This is a genomic window from Providencia sp. PROV024, assembly GCF_032709665.1.
GTDB lineage: Bacteria > Pseudomonadota > Gammaproteobacteria > Enterobacterales > Enterobacteriaceae > Providencia > Providencia huashanensis.
This window is the reverse complement of the sequence record NZ_CP120545.1, coordinates 1741111-1756649: the sequence shown is the minus strand read 5'-3', so window position 1 is coordinate 1756649 and position 15539 is coordinate 1741111. Positions and strand designations below refer to the sequence as shown.

Annotated in this window: 18 protein-coding genes and 1 pseudogene; 8 read left to right on the top strand and 11 right to left on the bottom strand. The window is 37.7% G+C overall.

All coding sequences use genetic code 11. From position 1 onward, the window contains the following. Nucleotides 1-171 precede the first annotated feature (171 nt). Complete coding sequence (locus P3L56_RS08045; protein WP_131679928.1) at nucleotides 172-621, top strand: GNAT family N-acetyltransferase; 450 nt, start codon at nucleotides 172-174, stop codon at nucleotides 619-621. A gap of 146 nt (nucleotides 622-767) precedes the next feature. Here P3L56_RS08045 and P3L56_RS08040 read toward each other — a convergent pair whose 3' ends face one another. Together P3L56_RS08040 and cbpA are read right to left on the bottom strand one after the other, a co-directional pair. Further along, on the bottom strand, nucleotides 768-1061 hold the full coding sequence (locus P3L56_RS08040) for a chaperone modulator CbpM (RefSeq protein WP_042844210.1): 294 nt from the start codon (nucleotides 1059-1061) through the stop codon (nucleotides 768-770). Beyond that, entirely contained in the window at nucleotides 1061-2002 is a 942-nt protein-coding gene (cbpA, locus tag P3L56_RS08035) for a curved DNA-binding protein (protein WP_071548837.1), read from the bottom strand. The genes P3L56_RS08040 and cbpA overlap by 1 nt, the downstream gene beginning before the upstream one ends. Nucleotides 2003-2261: 259 nt before the next feature. On the opposite strand from cbpA, the gene P3L56_RS08030 reads away from it, so the two are divergent. Then, nucleotides 2262-2708: a GNAT family N-acetyltransferase gene (locus P3L56_RS08030; RefSeq protein ID WP_166686877.1), complete on the top strand. Its 447-nt coding sequence runs from the start codon at nucleotides 2262-2264 to the stop codon at nucleotides 2706-2708. Nucleotides 2709-2845: 137 nt separating this feature from the next. Next, on the top strand, nucleotides 2846-3565 hold the full coding sequence (locus tag P3L56_RS08025; protein ID WP_210831494.1) for a DNA-binding protein: 720 nt from the start codon (nucleotides 2846-2848) through the stop codon (nucleotides 3563-3565). Between the two features lie 562 nt (nucleotides 3566-4127). Here the strand turns inward: P3L56_RS08025 and P3L56_RS08020 are convergent. Together P3L56_RS08020 and P3L56_RS08015 are read right to left on the bottom strand one after the other, a co-directional pair. Next, nucleotides 4128-4841, bottom strand: coding sequence for an RNA polymerase sigma factor FliA (locus tag P3L56_RS08020; protein ID WP_042844212.1), 714 nt, complete (start codon nucleotides 4839-4841; stop codon nucleotides 4128-4130). Between the two features lie 445 nt (nucleotides 4842-5286). Further along, nucleotides 5287-6399 carry a FliC/FljB family flagellin gene (locus P3L56_RS08015; protein WP_210815602.1) on the bottom strand — a complete coding sequence of 371 codons (1113 nt, stop codon included), beginning with the start codon at nucleotides 6397-6399 and terminating at the stop codon, nucleotides 5287-5289. Nucleotides 6400-6766: 367 nt separating this feature from the next. On the opposite strand from P3L56_RS08015, the gene fliD reads away from it, so the two are divergent. The 3 genes from fliD to fliT are packed head-to-tail and all read left to right on the top strand — an operon-like array spanning nucleotide 6767 to nucleotide 8986. Then, nucleotides 6767-8203: a flagellar filament capping protein FliD gene (gene fliD / locus P3L56_RS08010; RefSeq protein ID WP_129465790.1), complete on the top strand. Its 1437-nt coding sequence runs from the start codon at nucleotides 6767-6769 to the stop codon at nucleotides 8201-8203. Between the two features lie 5 nt (nucleotides 8204-8208). Continuing rightward, a complete protein-coding gene (gene fliS / locus P3L56_RS08005; protein ID WP_004909969.1) occupies nucleotides 8209-8607 on the top strand; it encodes a flagellar export chaperone FliS in 399 nt (132 codons plus the stop codon). After that, the gene (gene fliT / locus P3L56_RS08000; RefSeq protein WP_042844217.1) at nucleotides 8597-8986 is read left to right on the top strand and encodes a flagellar protein FliT; all 390 of its coding nucleotides are present in this window, start codon (nucleotides 8597-8599) and stop codon (nucleotides 8984-8986) included. The genes fliS and fliT overlap by 11 nt, the downstream gene beginning before the upstream one ends. A gap of 65 nt (nucleotides 8987-9051) precedes the next feature. Here fliT and def read toward each other — a convergent pair whose 3' ends face one another. Beyond that, nucleotides 9052-9561 carry a peptide deformylase gene (def, locus tag P3L56_RS07995; RefSeq protein ID WP_042844218.1) on the bottom strand — a complete coding sequence of 170 codons (510 nt, stop codon included), beginning with the start codon at nucleotides 9559-9561 and terminating at the stop codon, nucleotides 9052-9054. Between the two features lie 737 nt (nucleotides 9562-10298). Here def and P3L56_RS07990 point away from each other — a divergent pair. After that, nucleotides 10299-10751, top strand: coding sequence for a DUF1097 domain-containing protein (locus P3L56_RS07990; RefSeq protein ID WP_042844220.1), 453 nt, complete (start codon nucleotides 10299-10301; stop codon nucleotides 10749-10751). Between the two features lie 447 nt (nucleotides 10752-11198). Here P3L56_RS07990 and P3L56_RS07985 read toward each other — a convergent pair whose 3' ends face one another. The 3 genes from P3L56_RS07985 to P3L56_RS07975 form a co-directional block, all read right to left on the bottom strand. Further along, nucleotides 11199-11696: a hypothetical protein gene (locus P3L56_RS07985; protein ID WP_048606812.1), complete on the bottom strand. Its 498-nt coding sequence runs from the start codon at nucleotides 11694-11696 to the stop codon at nucleotides 11199-11201. Between the two features lie 108 nt (nucleotides 11697-11804). Beyond that, a complete protein-coding gene (locus tag P3L56_RS07980; RefSeq protein WP_198861299.1) occupies nucleotides 11805-12164 on the bottom strand; it encodes an MmcQ/YjbR family DNA-binding protein in 360 nt (119 codons plus the stop codon). Nucleotides 12165-12595: 431 nt separating this feature from the next. Next, complete coding sequence (locus tag P3L56_RS07975; RefSeq protein ID WP_210831493.1) at nucleotides 12596-12913, bottom strand: hypothetical protein; 318 nt, start codon at nucleotides 12911-12913, stop codon at nucleotides 12596-12598. 556 nt (nucleotides 12914-13469) lie between these two features. Between P3L56_RS07975 and P3L56_RS07970 the strand changes: the two genes are divergently transcribed. Continuing rightward, on the top strand, nucleotides 13470-13601 hold the full coding sequence (locus P3L56_RS07970; protein ID WP_048606810.1) for an entericidin A/B family lipoprotein: 132 nt from the start codon (nucleotides 13470-13472) through the stop codon (nucleotides 13599-13601). 231 nt (nucleotides 13602-13832) lie between these two features. Here P3L56_RS07970 and P3L56_RS07965 read toward each other — a convergent pair. From P3L56_RS07965 to P3L56_RS07955, 3 genes and pseudogenes are all read right to left on the bottom strand, one after another. Next, nucleotides 13833-13955 (bottom strand): annotated as a pseudogene (locus tag P3L56_RS07965) (cold-shock protein); the annotation flags it as partial. 7 nt (nucleotides 13956-13962) lie between these two features. Next, nucleotides 13963-14175, bottom strand: a complete 213-nt coding sequence (cspA, locus tag P3L56_RS07960) for an RNA chaperone/antiterminator CspA (protein ID WP_042844225.1) — start codon at nucleotides 14173-14175, stop codon at nucleotides 13963-13965. 347 nt (nucleotides 14176-14522) lie between these two features. Continuing rightward, the gene (locus P3L56_RS07955; RefSeq protein ID WP_131679924.1) at nucleotides 14523-14930 is read right to left on the bottom strand and encodes an ASCH domain-containing protein; all 408 of its coding nucleotides are present in this window, start codon (nucleotides 14928-14930) and stop codon (nucleotides 14523-14525) included. Between the last annotated feature and the right edge of the window lie 609 nt (nucleotides 14931-15539).

The following is a 15539-nucleotide window of genomic DNA, read 5'->3' as shown; positions in this document are numbered from 1 at the left end:
GTTATGTTGCCCTTGCCTAATGGTAAGGGTATTTTTTTGGCTATTACATATAAAAGCCATTAAACCAAGTCATTACCTTTATTTAATACCCATTTATTTCCCATAAAAACAGGAAAGTTTAGCTATTTAAAGCTAAACCTATAAGAATACATTTTATTATAGGGAATAAAGATGAGTACTATCGCTAATAACCTGACTTATAAAGTTAATGCGGCAATTTCCGTTGATGATTTTCGTTCGCTGATTAAGCAATCTCCACTAAATTCAATTGTCCCTACTGATGATACAAAACAACTTAGAAGCATGATAGAAAATGCCAATTTGTTAATTAGCGTTTGGTTAGACCAACGATTTATTGCTTATATTCGGGCCATAACTGATTTTAGTTTCTGCTGTTATATATCTGAAATGATAATCCACAATGACTACCAAAATAACGGGATTGGGACACAGTTAATTCAAATGATAGCAACTGAGCTTCCAACGAAATGCAGTATTATTTTCCTTTCTACTGAAGAGACTCAAGACTATTATCTCAAACAAGGGTTTAACCCCTTTACTCTTGCATGGCATACCCGAGTTCAAGACTTGTTAGATAAACAAAATATTAGCACCCCATAAAATGGGGCGGCTCATTATCATGATGAATCAATAAACAGCGTTTAATCAAGAGCTAAAATACTCACATAAATAACCACCACAAGCCTAATTTCACTGAACAAGGCTTATGGTGGTTAGTGACTAACTCATTGACAACACTAACTAAGCTAACCAATAAAACGCTGCAACTGTAAACGCAACATCTCATTTTCGCGCCGTAGCCTTTCATTTTGGTCCATCAGGCTCATTGCCATTGCGATGCCCGGCCAGTCAATCTCTAATTCATGATAAAGGCGTACCGCCCTTCTCACGACCACCACGGCTTGGTCGTCAAATAACCATTCATCTCTGATTTCAATAGGTTGTACAATCCCAAGCCCGACGATTTCCTGTAATTCATCTTCAGCAATCCCCGTATGAAAGCAGAAATCAATAACGGTTAATGTAGTTAACTGTTCCATTATTTACCTCCCCAATTTTTACGTGGGTCAAAATGCGTTTGAGCCTCCGCCAACTTCTGCCACAATGCTTTCGATTCCGCATCATTACTATCGGGCATTACAATTTTTATAATGGCGTATAAATCCCCTGCACTATCTTTATGTTTCAGCCCTTTACCTTTAAGTCGCAATTTTTGCCCCGCTTGGCTATTGGCGGGAACCGTAATAACAATCGGGTCCTTTAAGGTTGGTATAGTAACTTTAGTTCCGAGCGCCGCCTCCCAAGGGGCTAATGGCACAACCACTTCTAGGTCATAGCCTTTAATATCGAATAAGGGGTGTGGCGCAATACGGATGGTTATCCATAAGTCACCGTTTTCACCGCCATTTTCTCCCGCGGTCCCTTGCCCTTTTAAGCGAATGCGTTGCCCATCAATTACCCCCGCAGGGATGGTCACATTGAGTGTTTTAGGGATTTCATTTTCGATAAAACCAAAAGCGTTGTAGACCGGTAAGTTATAACTGATAGTGCGTTTATGTGACTCTTGGCTTTCTTCAAGGAAAACGGCTAATTCAACCTCTAAGTCATGGCCACGATGGCTGCGTGCTTGCCTTGTACTGCCGCCGCGTGCGCGTTGGGAAAACATCGATGAAAAAATATCATCAAAGCCCCCCGCATCAAACCCTTGTTGGGAATAGCCTTGGCTTTGTTGACCTTGGTGCCTTTGATTAAAATAAGGGTCATTTCGATGTTCCCACATTTCATCGTATTCGGCGCGTTTTTCTTTGTCACTTAATACCGCCCACGCTTCTGCTATCTCCTTAAAGCGGGCTTCGGCATCCGATTCTTTACTGACGTCGGGGTGATATTTTCGCGCTAAACGGCGATACGCGGTCTTAATGGTTTTTAAATCATCGGTGCGTTTTACACCCATGATGCTGTAATAATCCTTTAGTTCCATAGTCATATCTCGTTCACTTATCTGTTGAATAGAATTCATATGGTGTTTAGCTTTACTGCTTAAATGGGCTAAACATAACGACTTACCTTGAATTTAACTTAAGACATTTATATGGCAATTGGAATAGTAGAACAATGATAAATATTAAATATATTGGCAAATAATGAAGATGCAAATCGATAACATCCCACAAAAACAGGAAATTTTCGCTATTTAGAGCTAAACCTATAAGAGAGCTCACGTCTTGCAAGGGGAATTTATGGATGCCATCGCCAACCGATTGACCTATAAAATGAATTTTGCCATTAACATTGAGGATTTTATTCGCTTAATCCATCAGTCATCATTTAAAGAAACCGTACCTACCGATAACCTAACCAAATTAGATGCAATGCTAAATAATGCGGACTTATTAATTAGTGCATGGGATGAAGAGCAAGTTGTGGGTTTTGTAAGAGCGGTCACCGATTTTAGTTCTTGCTGCTATATCTGTGAGCTTGCCATAGATACCAATTATCAAAAGCACGGTATCGACCGTCATTTAATGCGCCTTGCCGCTGAAGAACTGCCTTCTGAATGCAACCTTTTATTTTTTTCGACCGACAGTAACCTCACCGAGTACCTAAGACTGGGGTTTACTCAATCCCCAAGAGCGTGGCACACCACGGCAGAGAATTTTTTGGCTAAATTAATAGAAGGGGAATGATAAATAGACTATCTACATAGCCTTTCTTTTGCGTCGAGATCAGTAAATAGCGTATAATATTTCACTTATGTCACCTAGCCGCCTGTGTGGCGTAGTGAGTTTGCGATAGCGCGTACACCTTTTAGTCAGGATGCAATATGTATTATTTTTTAGCTGTCTTACTCCTTATCTTTAGTATTATCCTTTTAAGAATACGCGCCGTTAAAGCAGCAAATAAAAGCCAAGTTATTCCTTTTAAAACCTTTAGAGAATATGAAGGCATTGATGATTATGAAAAAGCGGTAAAACATGCTGTTTATGCCATATCGAAATGCCACACAGTCATGGATAAAATGAAATGTTATTTTGACCTGCGCGTTTTATCCTACGCTTTATATTCCGATTACGAACATGAAGAGAATATGGTCACCGCCCTTGAAGGACTACTGACTCAAAAATTCACATTTACGTATTCTTCTTTTATTATCCCCTACCCTGAACCCGTTGAAGAAACTGCCTTAGCGCGCTTTTATTTGACTCAAACACGAGCCCATTGCCCCCAAAATATTTGGGATTACCTGCTTGATGCTTCTGTCATGACCAATGAAGAAATTGACGCCATCAATACCCTCGAAAGTGCCCTTGAAGTACATCATACGTTAATGGGAACGATATTATATGATGAAAAAATAGGCTGTTATTTTGATGAGGACTACACTAAACCCGCAATTTACGATAATGATGTGTATACCGTGACCGAAGCACAATTAAACCAATGGTTAGATGAAGAGCTGGATTCGATGGCTTTTTATTGTGAGTCACTTTTAAAAGTGTGCATCGAATATATCAAAAAAGAGAATGGCATTATTCGCGTTTAGCTGCGAGATAACACAAAAATAAGCCGCAAGTCACCAAGGTGTTTTAAAAAATAGATTTATTTAACTCCAATGTATTAGCTAATTCATTAGCTAATACAGAAAACACTAAAAAAGTCAGTTTTCATTTAGGGTTTATTAAAAATTCACCCTATGCAGATGCTCTAAATAATTCGTGTTGTGGGTAGAAGACCAGTGAGGATATCTCGGGGAGCATACACAAGTATCGAAAACTCAGGGAATATCTAAAAAAACAGTTTCAATTTAGGTTTTATTAAAAATTCACCCTATGCGGATGCTCTAAATAATTCGTGTTGTGGGTAGAAGACCAGTGAGGATATCTCGGGGAGCATACACAAGTATCGAAAACTCAGGGAATATCTAAAAAAACAGTTTCAATTTAGGGTTTATTAAAAATTCACCCTATGCGGATGCTCTAAATAATTCGCGTTGTGGGTAGAAGACCAGTGAGGATATCTCGGGGAGCATACACAAGTATGTGACCCGAGTAGCCGAGCGCAGTCGACACCCCCACAATGCGAAGTATGACGAGCATCGAGGAGCATCACTTAAGGCGGCCACGAAGTCGTTTCACGGCCTGACTATGAAGTTGACTCACCCTAGACTCCCCCACATCCAACACCGCACCAATCTCTTTCAAATTCAGTTCTTCTTGGTAATACAGCGTTAGCACCATTTTCTCACGCTCAGGCAATTGCTCAATAGCCGCTGCAATTTGGTCGCGTAAACTGGAATCCAATAACAAACTCAATGGGTTGCCGCCATCATCTTCATCCATTTGCGGCTCACAGCTTTCCCCGTGAACCTCATGCCACTCATCATAAGAAAACAACTGGCTATTATTCGTATCTAATAATGCTTGACGATACTCCGCAAGGTCGATATTCAGTGCTTTGGCGATTTCCGGCTCGGTAGCACTGCGCCCTAACGATTGCTCCAACGCACCAATAGCTTTGGTCATTTCACGCGCTTGGCGGCGCACACTGCGCGGCACCCAATCACGGCTACGCAGCTCATCGAGCATCGAACCTCGAATACGTTGCACCGCATAGGTGGCAAACGACGCCCCTTGGGTAACATCGAAACGTTCCAATGCATGCAATAAACCAATGCCCCCCGCTTGAATTAAGTCGTCAATATCAACACTGGCAGGTAGTCTGACTTGCAGTTTCAGGGCTTCATGGCGTATTAGAGGGTAATAACGCTCCCATAGGCTATTTTTATTGATCACACCTTCGGCAGTATACAAATCACTCACAACCTGAATCACCCTTCAAGCTTTATAAAAGGTACTCATTATCAGTGTTGGATTTGAATTCAATCCGTAGAGTAAGGCAATAAATAGGGCTTTATTTGCCTTATCCTAAATAGGTAAAATTTGAATGATTACAATGTTAATTATTGTTTTAACACAATTTTTAGGGAATTTTACTGGCAATACAAGTGAGAGTGGTGGTTTTGTTGAGAAGCAATTTTTGATTTAAAGGAGGTTATCTTTGGGGTTTGATTGTATTTTCCATTTAGCTTTAAAAAAACAAATTGAATCCCTTAAATAATTTAAGTTGTAGTGAAGATATCCCGGTGAGCGTACATAGGTACGTGATGAGGGTGAGCGAATGAAAGCAATACCCCTGTAGTGCAAAATATGACGGGCAAAGAAAAGGCCAGCATCGCTGGCCTTTAATCAAAAATACAAGTCTAAATTAACGTAACAGGCTCAGAACACCTTGTGGAACTTGGTTAGCTTGTGCTAACACAGCAGTACCTGCTTGTTGCAGGATTTGACCACGGCTCATGTTAGAAACTTCTGTCGCGAAGTCAGCGTCTTGAATACGGCTACGAGCAGCACTTAAGTTGTTAACTGAGTTGTTCAGGTTGTTGATAGTAGATTGGAAACGGTTTTGGATCGCACCTAATCTAGAACGGCTTTCGTCAACTTGGTTGATTGCATTGTCTAAAGTTGCCAGTGCATCATCTTTAACATCTAAAGATTTTACATCTTTACCAGCACTTGCTGTAAATTCACGAGCAGTAACTGCTACACCAGTCTTTAAGTTTACTTGAGTTGCAGTTGTACCATCAGCCTCAAAGTCTGCATCAGTTACCAAATAGCTTTTACCGCCCTCAGTTGCAACATATTTACCTGGGACTGCTTTACCATCTTCAGTGTACTCTTTCACTGTCAAGCCAGTTTTATAAGTAGTACCACCAGCAACACCAACATCTTTTGCATCGATATCTGTTGTGCCCGCCGCAGTTACACCTTTCTTAGTTGTAGTTTCAGTAAATAATTTATCGCTTGCTACACCTAATTCAGTTGTATCAACTTTATCTAATTTAAAGTTGATAACTTCACCATCATTAGTACCCACTTGGATACTCATATCTGTTTTTTCGCCGCTCAGTACTTTTACACCGTTAAACTGAGTTTCTTTGGAAATACGGTCAATTTCAGCCAAACGTTCGGTCACTTCATTTTGGATTGAAGTTAAGTCAGAATTAGAGTTAGTACCGTTTTTCGCTTGAACTGTTAACTCACGGATACGTTGTAAGTTATCATTGATTTCGTTTAAAGCACCTTCAGTAGTTTGTGCGATAGAAATACCATCATTGGCATTACGAGATGCTTGAGTTAAACCTTTAACGTTAGCAGTAAAACGGTTAGCAATTGCTTGGCCTGCTGCATCGTCTTTTGCGCTATTGATGCGTGAACCAGAAGATAAACGCTCAATTGCAGAACCTAGTACGCCTTGTGAACGGTTTAAATTGTTCTGAGTGGTCAGAGACAAAATGTTAGTGTTGATAACTTGTGCCATGATGTGATCCTTATTATTCAAATTAATGCGTTAAGCCCAAATGCTTAACTTGATGAATTTCGTCAGCAACTAGGTTATCGGCTACAAAAAAGTCCCCTTTAGGCTTTTTAGTGAAAATTTTTCTTTTCACGGGCAGAAATGGCTTTATAACCCGCTTTTTAGCCCTTAATTTTTTAGCAAACAAATTTGTTTTTATTAATTTTCTTATTATTTAATTCCAATAGTAATAATTACCTACTTTTATCTTCTCAGTTCTTGCCATCACTCTTTTTCAGAATAGTCTAAAATTTTGCTCCATTTCGCCGATAACAGTCTAAATAGATTTTATGTTCAAGGTTTATGTCACAGACATAGCGTAGGAGAAAACATGGCAGGAATATCTACACTCGGTATCGGAGCAAACTTAGATTTAAATGTGCAAATGGACCAAATTGAAGCGATGGAACGCCGTCGACTTGATCCATTAACCACCCAAAAAGCCAGTTATGACGCACAAATTAGTGCCTATGGCAAAATGCAGTCATCATTAGAAAAACTGAAAAAAGCGGCGGAAGACTTAAAAAAATACGGCGATATCAGCACCACTAAAGTCACCGGAGAATATAAAGCTTTTGATGTGAAAACTGACGGTAAAGCCGTGGCAGGTGTCCATGATGTACTGGTCACACAACTAGCTAAAGCACAAACTATTGCGACTAAAGGCCATTCTGACAATAAACAATTATTAGGCAGTAATGCTAAAGAACGTACCATTACCATCACTCAACCATCACAAAAAGAAGAAAAAGATAAAATTGTTATCAAACTTGATAACCAAAGTACGTCGTTGATTGAGCTTGCCGATGCAATTAATAAAACTGATAAAGGTGTTACCGCCTCCGTCATTAAAGATAAAAATGAGCAATATCACCTCGTTGTCACATCGAAAAAAGAAGGTACGGATAACCGTATTAGCATCAATGTCGAAGGCGATGATGAGCTTGCTGCAATTTTAAACGTTGAGTCAGAATTAGACGCTGATAAAAATGTAATACTTAAAAACCCGGCTGGCATTGGTATGGAGCAAAAAGTTGCCCCGCAGAATGCTCATTTGACGATTGATGGATTCGAACTTGAGTCTCAAACTAATGAAGCCAAAGATTTATTTCCTGGTTTAACCTTAACGCTAAAAAAAGAAAGTGAAGACAACAAAGCAGATCATTTAATGGTATCCGAAGACATTGAACCCGCAAAAGCGAAAATTAAAGCGTGGGTGGATGCTTATAATGAATTTCAAACTTTAGCGAAAGAACTCACTAAATACACACCAAATGAAAGCGGTACAGCACCAAATAAAACCAATGGGCCACTCATTGGCGATTCAACTTTACGTGTTATTCAAAGTACTATGCGTACTCAAGTACGTTCATCACAAAATAGTGGTGAGATAGATCTACTGAATAAAATGGGAGTTAAACAAAAGGTAGACGGCACGCTAGAAATTGACAATAAAATATTAGATAAAGCGCTTAAAGAAAACCCGTCAAGCGTTAAGGTATTTTTTGCTGGTGACGGCAAAGAAACTGGTTTTGCTACCGAAAACTTTAACTTCTTAAAAGACACTTTAGACAGCAAAGAAGGCACGTTACACAATGCTACCGATGGTATTCAAAAGAAAAAGAAAAGCTTAGACAAACGTATTGAGCAAACTAATAAACAAATCGAAAATACCATGGACATGCACCGTCGACAGTTCCAAAACCTCGACAAAATGATGAGCTCACTCAATAGTACCACTAACTCTTTAGGTCGACTTTTAGGTTAAACATTATGTATCAAAGACACGCACAGCAAGCCTATCAGCAGGTTGATTTGGAAAGTGAAATTACCAATGCGACACCATACCAGTTGATCCAGATTCTGTTTAAAGGGGCGCTTAGTGCCCTGAAACGCGGTGAGATTTTTATGCAGCAGGGTAAGGTGGCGGAAAAAGGTAAAGAAATCTCAAAAGCTATCGACATCATTGACACAGGGTTAAAGCAGTCGTTAAATTATGAGGCTGGCGGCGAGCTTGCTGAAAATTTAGCAAGCTTGTATGAGTATATGACAATGCAGTTACTTCGCGCCAACCTCGAAAACAACGTGGCTTATGTCCAAGAAGTTTACCAATTACTCTCCGATATCGCTTCTGCATGGCAGCAAATCGGTGCAAATGTGGATGAAAGATAATCAGGTGGACAATAAAAATCCTATCGATTTACATGAAATATACCGTAATGTCTTAGTATTGAGTGAAGAGTTAGTTGCCTTAGCGCAATCCGGGGAATGGGAGACATTAGTCTCCCGCGAGACAGAATATGTCCTTGCGGTGGAAAACCTCACCCAGTTGACCCAAGCGTTCGAACAACAACAACCAATCACTGAAGAATTTATTCAGTTATTGCATAAAATTATTGAAAATGAACGTATTACTAAAGAATATTTACAGCAGCATTTAAATTTCTTAAGCAAAGAAATGAAACAATTAGACCAAAAACGGGTACTCAATAATAGCTACGGCCAATTTGATGAGCCAGATACCCCGATTGTCATTCGCCCCATGGAATAAAAACCAGTCCGTGTGTCAGGCCATTAGACCTGACACGCCATTTCGGATATAAATACCAAAAACGACTATTGTTGCTGTTTTAAACGCTGTTGTTTTTTCAGCTTTTTCAATAGCATATTACGTTTTAGTGGTGATAGATGGTCGAGGAACACTTTGCCATGTAAGTGGTCAATTTCATGCTGCATCACAATCGCCAAGAACTCATCAGTATCGACTTCAAACGCTTTGCCATGCCTATCGAATGCTTTAACTTTAACACGCAGAAAACGCGCTACATCCGCATAAATTTCAGGGACTGACAAACACCCTTCTTGGTAGCTAGTTTCCCCTTCACTTTCCACGATTTCAGGGTTCACAAACACCATTGGTTGATCGCGGTTTTCTGAAATATCTATCACCATAATCGACTTGGTTTCAGCAATTTGGGTTGCAGCAAGGCCAATCCCATTATCAGTGCTGTACATGGTATCGATTAAATCGTCAATTAAGGTTTGAACTGCGGCGAAATCCGTCACAGGGCTACATTTAATACGCAGTCTCTCATCAGGGATTTCAATAATTTCTCTTACTGCCATGGTTTAAATCCTATTAATTCAGTCTTTATTCTCAATAATTAAATCTATTGCTCAGCTAAAGTTGCTATATCACCACAATGGCGGCCACAACCACTTAATAAATATAGTAAAAATAGATATTAAGAGTTAAATAGGCTGACACATTAGGTTATTTAGCTATTTTTAAAAGAATAAGTATAAAAAACATTATCGGCTTTTTTATTTACTAACAATATGCAAAAAATGACATCTAGATTGAACGCAATTTATTCAACACCCTATTAATGATAAAGAAAGTGAACAAATTGAGTTAAAATTCCCTGAAAAAACAAAGTATAGTGAAATTTGACAGAAAAATACCATGTTATTTAACAAACTGCATCAAAAATTGGCAAAAAGTGTCATTCTATACATCGTCCTGTTTACACTCTATCAATATTGGTTCACTTATCGCAGCGCTATCCCCTTTAAGCTAAGCTGATATTTTACACCATTGTGCGATGTAATCGATTGCAATTGATCTAAGCGTAAATAATCGCGGATACAAATTGCAACGCTTTATTTATCTCTATACAATGCTCGCCTTTACAAGGGGGCATCCTCCTCATTCAAGCAATAATCACCTTATTATTAATAAGTTAACTTGGTGCTATACCCATTAACAGCATCAGGCTATTAAAAAGAACACAAAGCTGAATCGAATCAACTTAAAGTCATACAACCTAGAGATATACTCTACATAACTTAAAGTGCATATTGTGAAATTACTATTTTGTCTTTCGTTAACCACCGCCATTCTCTCTGGTATTTGGGCTTGGGTCGCAGACTCTTTAGGGTTAATTAGCTGGGCTGGTTTTCTTGGCTGTACAGCTTATTTTGCTTATCCAAAAGATGGCGTTAAAGGGCTTGGTATTACTGCTTTAACGGTTAGTAGTGGCGTTATTTGGGGGTTAGTGATCCTCAATAGTGGCCATTATATTCAACATCTACCCAGTTATGTGGGTTATTTTATTACAGGCTTAGTTGCTTTTTTTATGTGTATTCAAGCCAAAAAACAGTGGCTAGCTTATATACCCGGTACCTTTGTGGGGACATGCACTATTTTTGCAACACAAGGCGCATGGTTAATTACCATTCAATCATTACTTGTTGGCATACTTTTTGGTTTTGCGATGAAAAAGAGTGGGCTTTGGATATCGGATAAATGGTAAAAAAAAACCGCCACTCAGGCGGTTTAAACATAAATATAACCAAGGGAATTTCAAACAAATTCAATATTACATTAAACAGGTATAACAGCAATACTTAACATAATGATTTAATTAGGAATTACCAACAATTCCCACTAAGTAACCCTACTTAAATTAAAATATTAAATAAACTAAATATTATTAATGAAGCAATTAAAAATCAGACTAAGACTCTTTTTTTGACTAAAAAAGATTATGACTTTGAGAAAAAACAACCCAATATCCATTGGGCTCATTTTTCAATATTTCATAATTAAGATTAATCTGCCTTAATTAATAACCATTAATGCTTTAACTGCCAATTAATAACATTAGTTTACTAATTTAATAACCATATGCCGCTTATATTTAAATTAAATTTATTATAAATAACGACCAATCAAGTTATTTTTAATATAACCCAAAGTATTAAGGTGTGAATGTTACAACCCCAATGGGGTTGTGTGTTGATTTAGTTGTCAGCCAAATACTAATGTTACCTATAGGTGTTGTGAACCTCTCACTTGTTTTATCGCAAGCCTCACTGTTTTGGCAATTTTGCTTTATCTTAGTGATGAGGTCTGCATTGAAACCATTTTTTTGCAGAAAATCAGCTTCAATATTCAGCTTTTCATTAAAATTCTGGAAACTGGGATTACGCCCATCAATCCCCGCGAATGTAGAAATAACTTTGACCAGCGCTCCTTTATCAAAGGTGAGTTCATTTGAATAGGACCATTGATTAAAAGGCTTCTGATTTTCAAACTTACAAGTTGTGATATTTTCTTTCGTTTCACAGTTACCATCTTTAACAAAGTTGATACTTTCCATTGACTGCCCCCAAGTTAAGCCAAATGGAGCATCAGGCTTGCTATCACAGCCAACTAATAAAGCTGTAAAAGCCATTGCGACTAAAATTTTTTTCATCATCATGCCTTTTTAGTGATCTATCGTTTGAAGGTAGTAAATGATACTAACAACTGGATACCATAACGCTAAAGAAAAAATACAGTAACAAGTTTACAAACCAACCCGCTATTTATAGGTTAATTTATAACTTTCATCGATCAACAAGGTAAGCTCGTGCTTATTAAAATCACTATTCAGGTGTACCGTCACCCAGTGCTCCTTGTTCATATGGTATGCAGGGTAAACACCTTTATTTAGCCTTAAAGAACCAACTAATTCAGGGGCAGCTTTCAGGTTTATAATGTCAATTATCTTACCCCCTCCACCTTCATATAATTTATTTGCTGGAATACTCATCATAACAGCAAACCACTTTGAGTTGTTTGTATGCCGAAAAACAAGGTATTTAGGTAGCTTAGCCCATGGGTGCTCAGGAGCTACACCATAATAGCTCTGTATATAATCAATGACCTCGTCTCTCTTCATGTTTTGCCCTCATCAACTCACTGCAACCATGTTAGATCAGTAAAAATGCAAATTAAAACCAATAAATACCTTGATGCTTTGGAAATAGGGTTATACAACTAGAATGCCGATAAGTGCCTAATCTACAGATAAATACAGCTCTCACTTTCTAGATTACTTATTGAATTTTATTAATTATTTTTAAGAATATAGTCTAGTTAACTTTGATAACGTTACTCTTGCTGTTAAAAACTTACAAAAAGAAACATATTTTTAACTATGTATTCATAAGCTAACTAAAGAAGCGGTATAGTGAACACCAATGTTAATCTCATTTAATACATTCCTTTCGGCTCCTACTCGGAGCCATTTTTTTCTTGATATAATCGTTAACCTAAGCAAACCCGATAGAACACTTCACATAGGACAAAATTAATTTTTTAGCCGTAATCTTATTCACAACTATCACCCCATATCTTTTGAAAGTCATTCTCTGACATTATTTCACCTTCAAAATCAAATAATGGAAAAGAATACACGCATGAGCCCTGCTTACTTGCGGCCACTTGGACGATAAACCGTTTATATTTATAAGGGCTCCCATCCTTAAAAGTAAAAACTTCGCCGCAGACATGACCAATCACTTTATTTTTCATGCTAGTGCCGTTTGAATAAAACGTGACATTTTTAAAACTAGCCGCTTGAGGTTGATACATAAAATCAGCAACCATCGCTTTTGCGCCGTCAATAACGCTCGGGTTTTTACTCACATTCAGAGAAACGCCAAATATAAATGCAAGCAATACCAATAATAGAACACATAAGAAACGCAAAATCTTAGTTAGCACAGCAAATAACCATGAATGAAATACAGGCTCAAAATGTACTCTTTATAACCATCCAGAGCAATAAAAACGCGTATTCATCAGGCAATTACATTAATTGAGTGATTAGGTGACATGGATAAAACTCGCGTAAAGGATAAATGACCAAGCAACGTTAGCTCAAACCTTTACAAAATTATTCTGGTCATTTTTTAACCATAACTATACATTAATATTCTCAGCTGAAGAATGTTAAAAACACTGAGTACATAGAACCAAGCAATAAATTACTCTCGATAGCATACTAATAAGACAGTCTAGTGTATTTAAACCTTGATACCCTGCGATCCCTTAACCCAATTGCAGGGTTCTTTTTATTTCCTGAAATACTCATTTATTTACATCGGCAAAATAAGCGAAAAATGACACTGTTGATATTCTGCTATAATTAAACAAGCACTATCTGATGACTTGTGTTTTTTTACAACGAGAGGAAGAAGATATGTTAAAAAAGATCAGTTTATTCGTATGCTCAATCGCGGTTATATTCTCTTTAACAGCCTGTAATACCACCAAAGGCGTCGGTGAAGATGTCGAGGCTGGAGGCGAAGCGATACAAAGAGCGGCTCAATAGTGACCCAAGGCAGGCTGAATTAGCGTCACTAAAGGCTACTTAATGTAGCCTTTATAATATGAATAGGGTTATTATTTTATTAATTATCTGAAGATCATGCATATATATTATTGGGATTTAATCGCCATATAATAAGTTATCGTAAAAACCTAACCTGTTAATGTCAAAAAACCCCGCACTTGGCGAGGTTTTAAATATTGACCTAACTAGCAGCTAATTAGCTTGAGCTTTCATCGCACTTTTGCAAAAAATACATTTTGCACCATGTGGATTACTTATTGAAATATCAAACTGTGAAGTCCGATATTGTGAGCCGCTACAGCAAGGACATTTAAAATAAAAATAAATTTTTATTGTGCCCTTAAAGCGCAACTACATTTGCAGCAGCTGGACCTTTCATACCATTTTCAATGGTAAATGAAACTTGTTGGCCTTCAGCTAAAGATTTGAAGTTATCGCTCTGGATTGCAGAGAAGTGAACAAACACATCTTTACTGCCATCAGCAGGAGTAATAAAACCAAAACCTTTATCATCGTTAAACCATTTTACTGAACCAGTCATTGTATTAGACATAGAATTTCCTTTAATTTTTTAATTTTGCCATAAGGCATATGTGCGGTTTGTTTGGTATTTTTACTTATGGGAATTAATTAGAAGGAATTCGCAATGAAGAGGTATCTGAGATAGCGCTTAATGGTGAACATCTTAAAACTGACTAGCATAAATAGGCCTGTACTTCCAAACCAGTGAACGAATTAGACCACAAATATTTAGAGATAGCAAACTTTATTATACTAACCATTAAATAACTAACTTTATAAGAGAAGTTTAATGACCAGGGTTTACGGCGCATAGGATAAATATGTTTATTTTATATTCCATCCAATAAAAACCCACTGTAAGCGGGCCTTGTAAGTTTTTTAAATGACTTCAATTAGCTCAAACTCTTCAGCAACTAGCTCCATATCATCAGAAAAACAGCCTTCTCGAGTAAAAAAGCCCTTATGACCCGCTCTCCAAAAATCTAAGCTTAAATCACCCTCACCTTCTTTCCTCGCAAACTCTTCAGTAACTTCATTAAACTTAATTAGTTTTAATGCTGTTGTCCGTATCACACACTTAGGCTCTTTAGCCCCATTAAGGATAATATTGATGCCACCAATTTTAATTAAATCTTCAGATAAATAGGATTTCAATGAACTACATGACGCGGTTTTACGCCCATTAACTACAAGAGCAACTAACTCATCAGCAAGTTCGGGGCTATCACCGAATGACCATACCGATGCATTTGGGTATTTAGTTTTTAATTTATCCAAAGTATTCATTATCAATCTCTCTATATTCTTTATTAGCCTGACAATATATATTTATTATGGTCACTTGTCATACTTGTGGCATATCACTAAACGCCCTATCTATTTCTTCATGAGGTTTTGGTAGATGGATAATAGAACGCAAATCTTTTGGAAAAGAAAGTCAGTGATAATGGAAACTTTAATGAAGGTTATGGAAATGGAGCGAGACTAATCACATGGCTAACGGACAAGCACGTGAAAGAGGCCCATTCAGGAAAAATTAAAAGGCATTAATAAAGATATAAACCGACAAATCACTCAGGCTGTTAACGCTGGGAGCCGTAAAAATGCCCTCGATAAGCTCACTAGAATGGTTGTGATGACAGCCAAAAATCAAAACGCTATCAAGCACAAGTAACCCACCGCACCAACACTAATGTATAAACATAATAATGGAAACCGCTTTCCCAACACTTTCAGCTAACGTGAAAGGATGCGTAGGGAATAATTGCCCGAAAAATTGAATAGCAACAAATGAAGCTTCCATAAATAACACCTATACAAATCAGAATGCAATCATTTAAACAGAATAAATAATTGTTATCAATCGATAAGTAATGGTTTCCCACATCCAGAGGT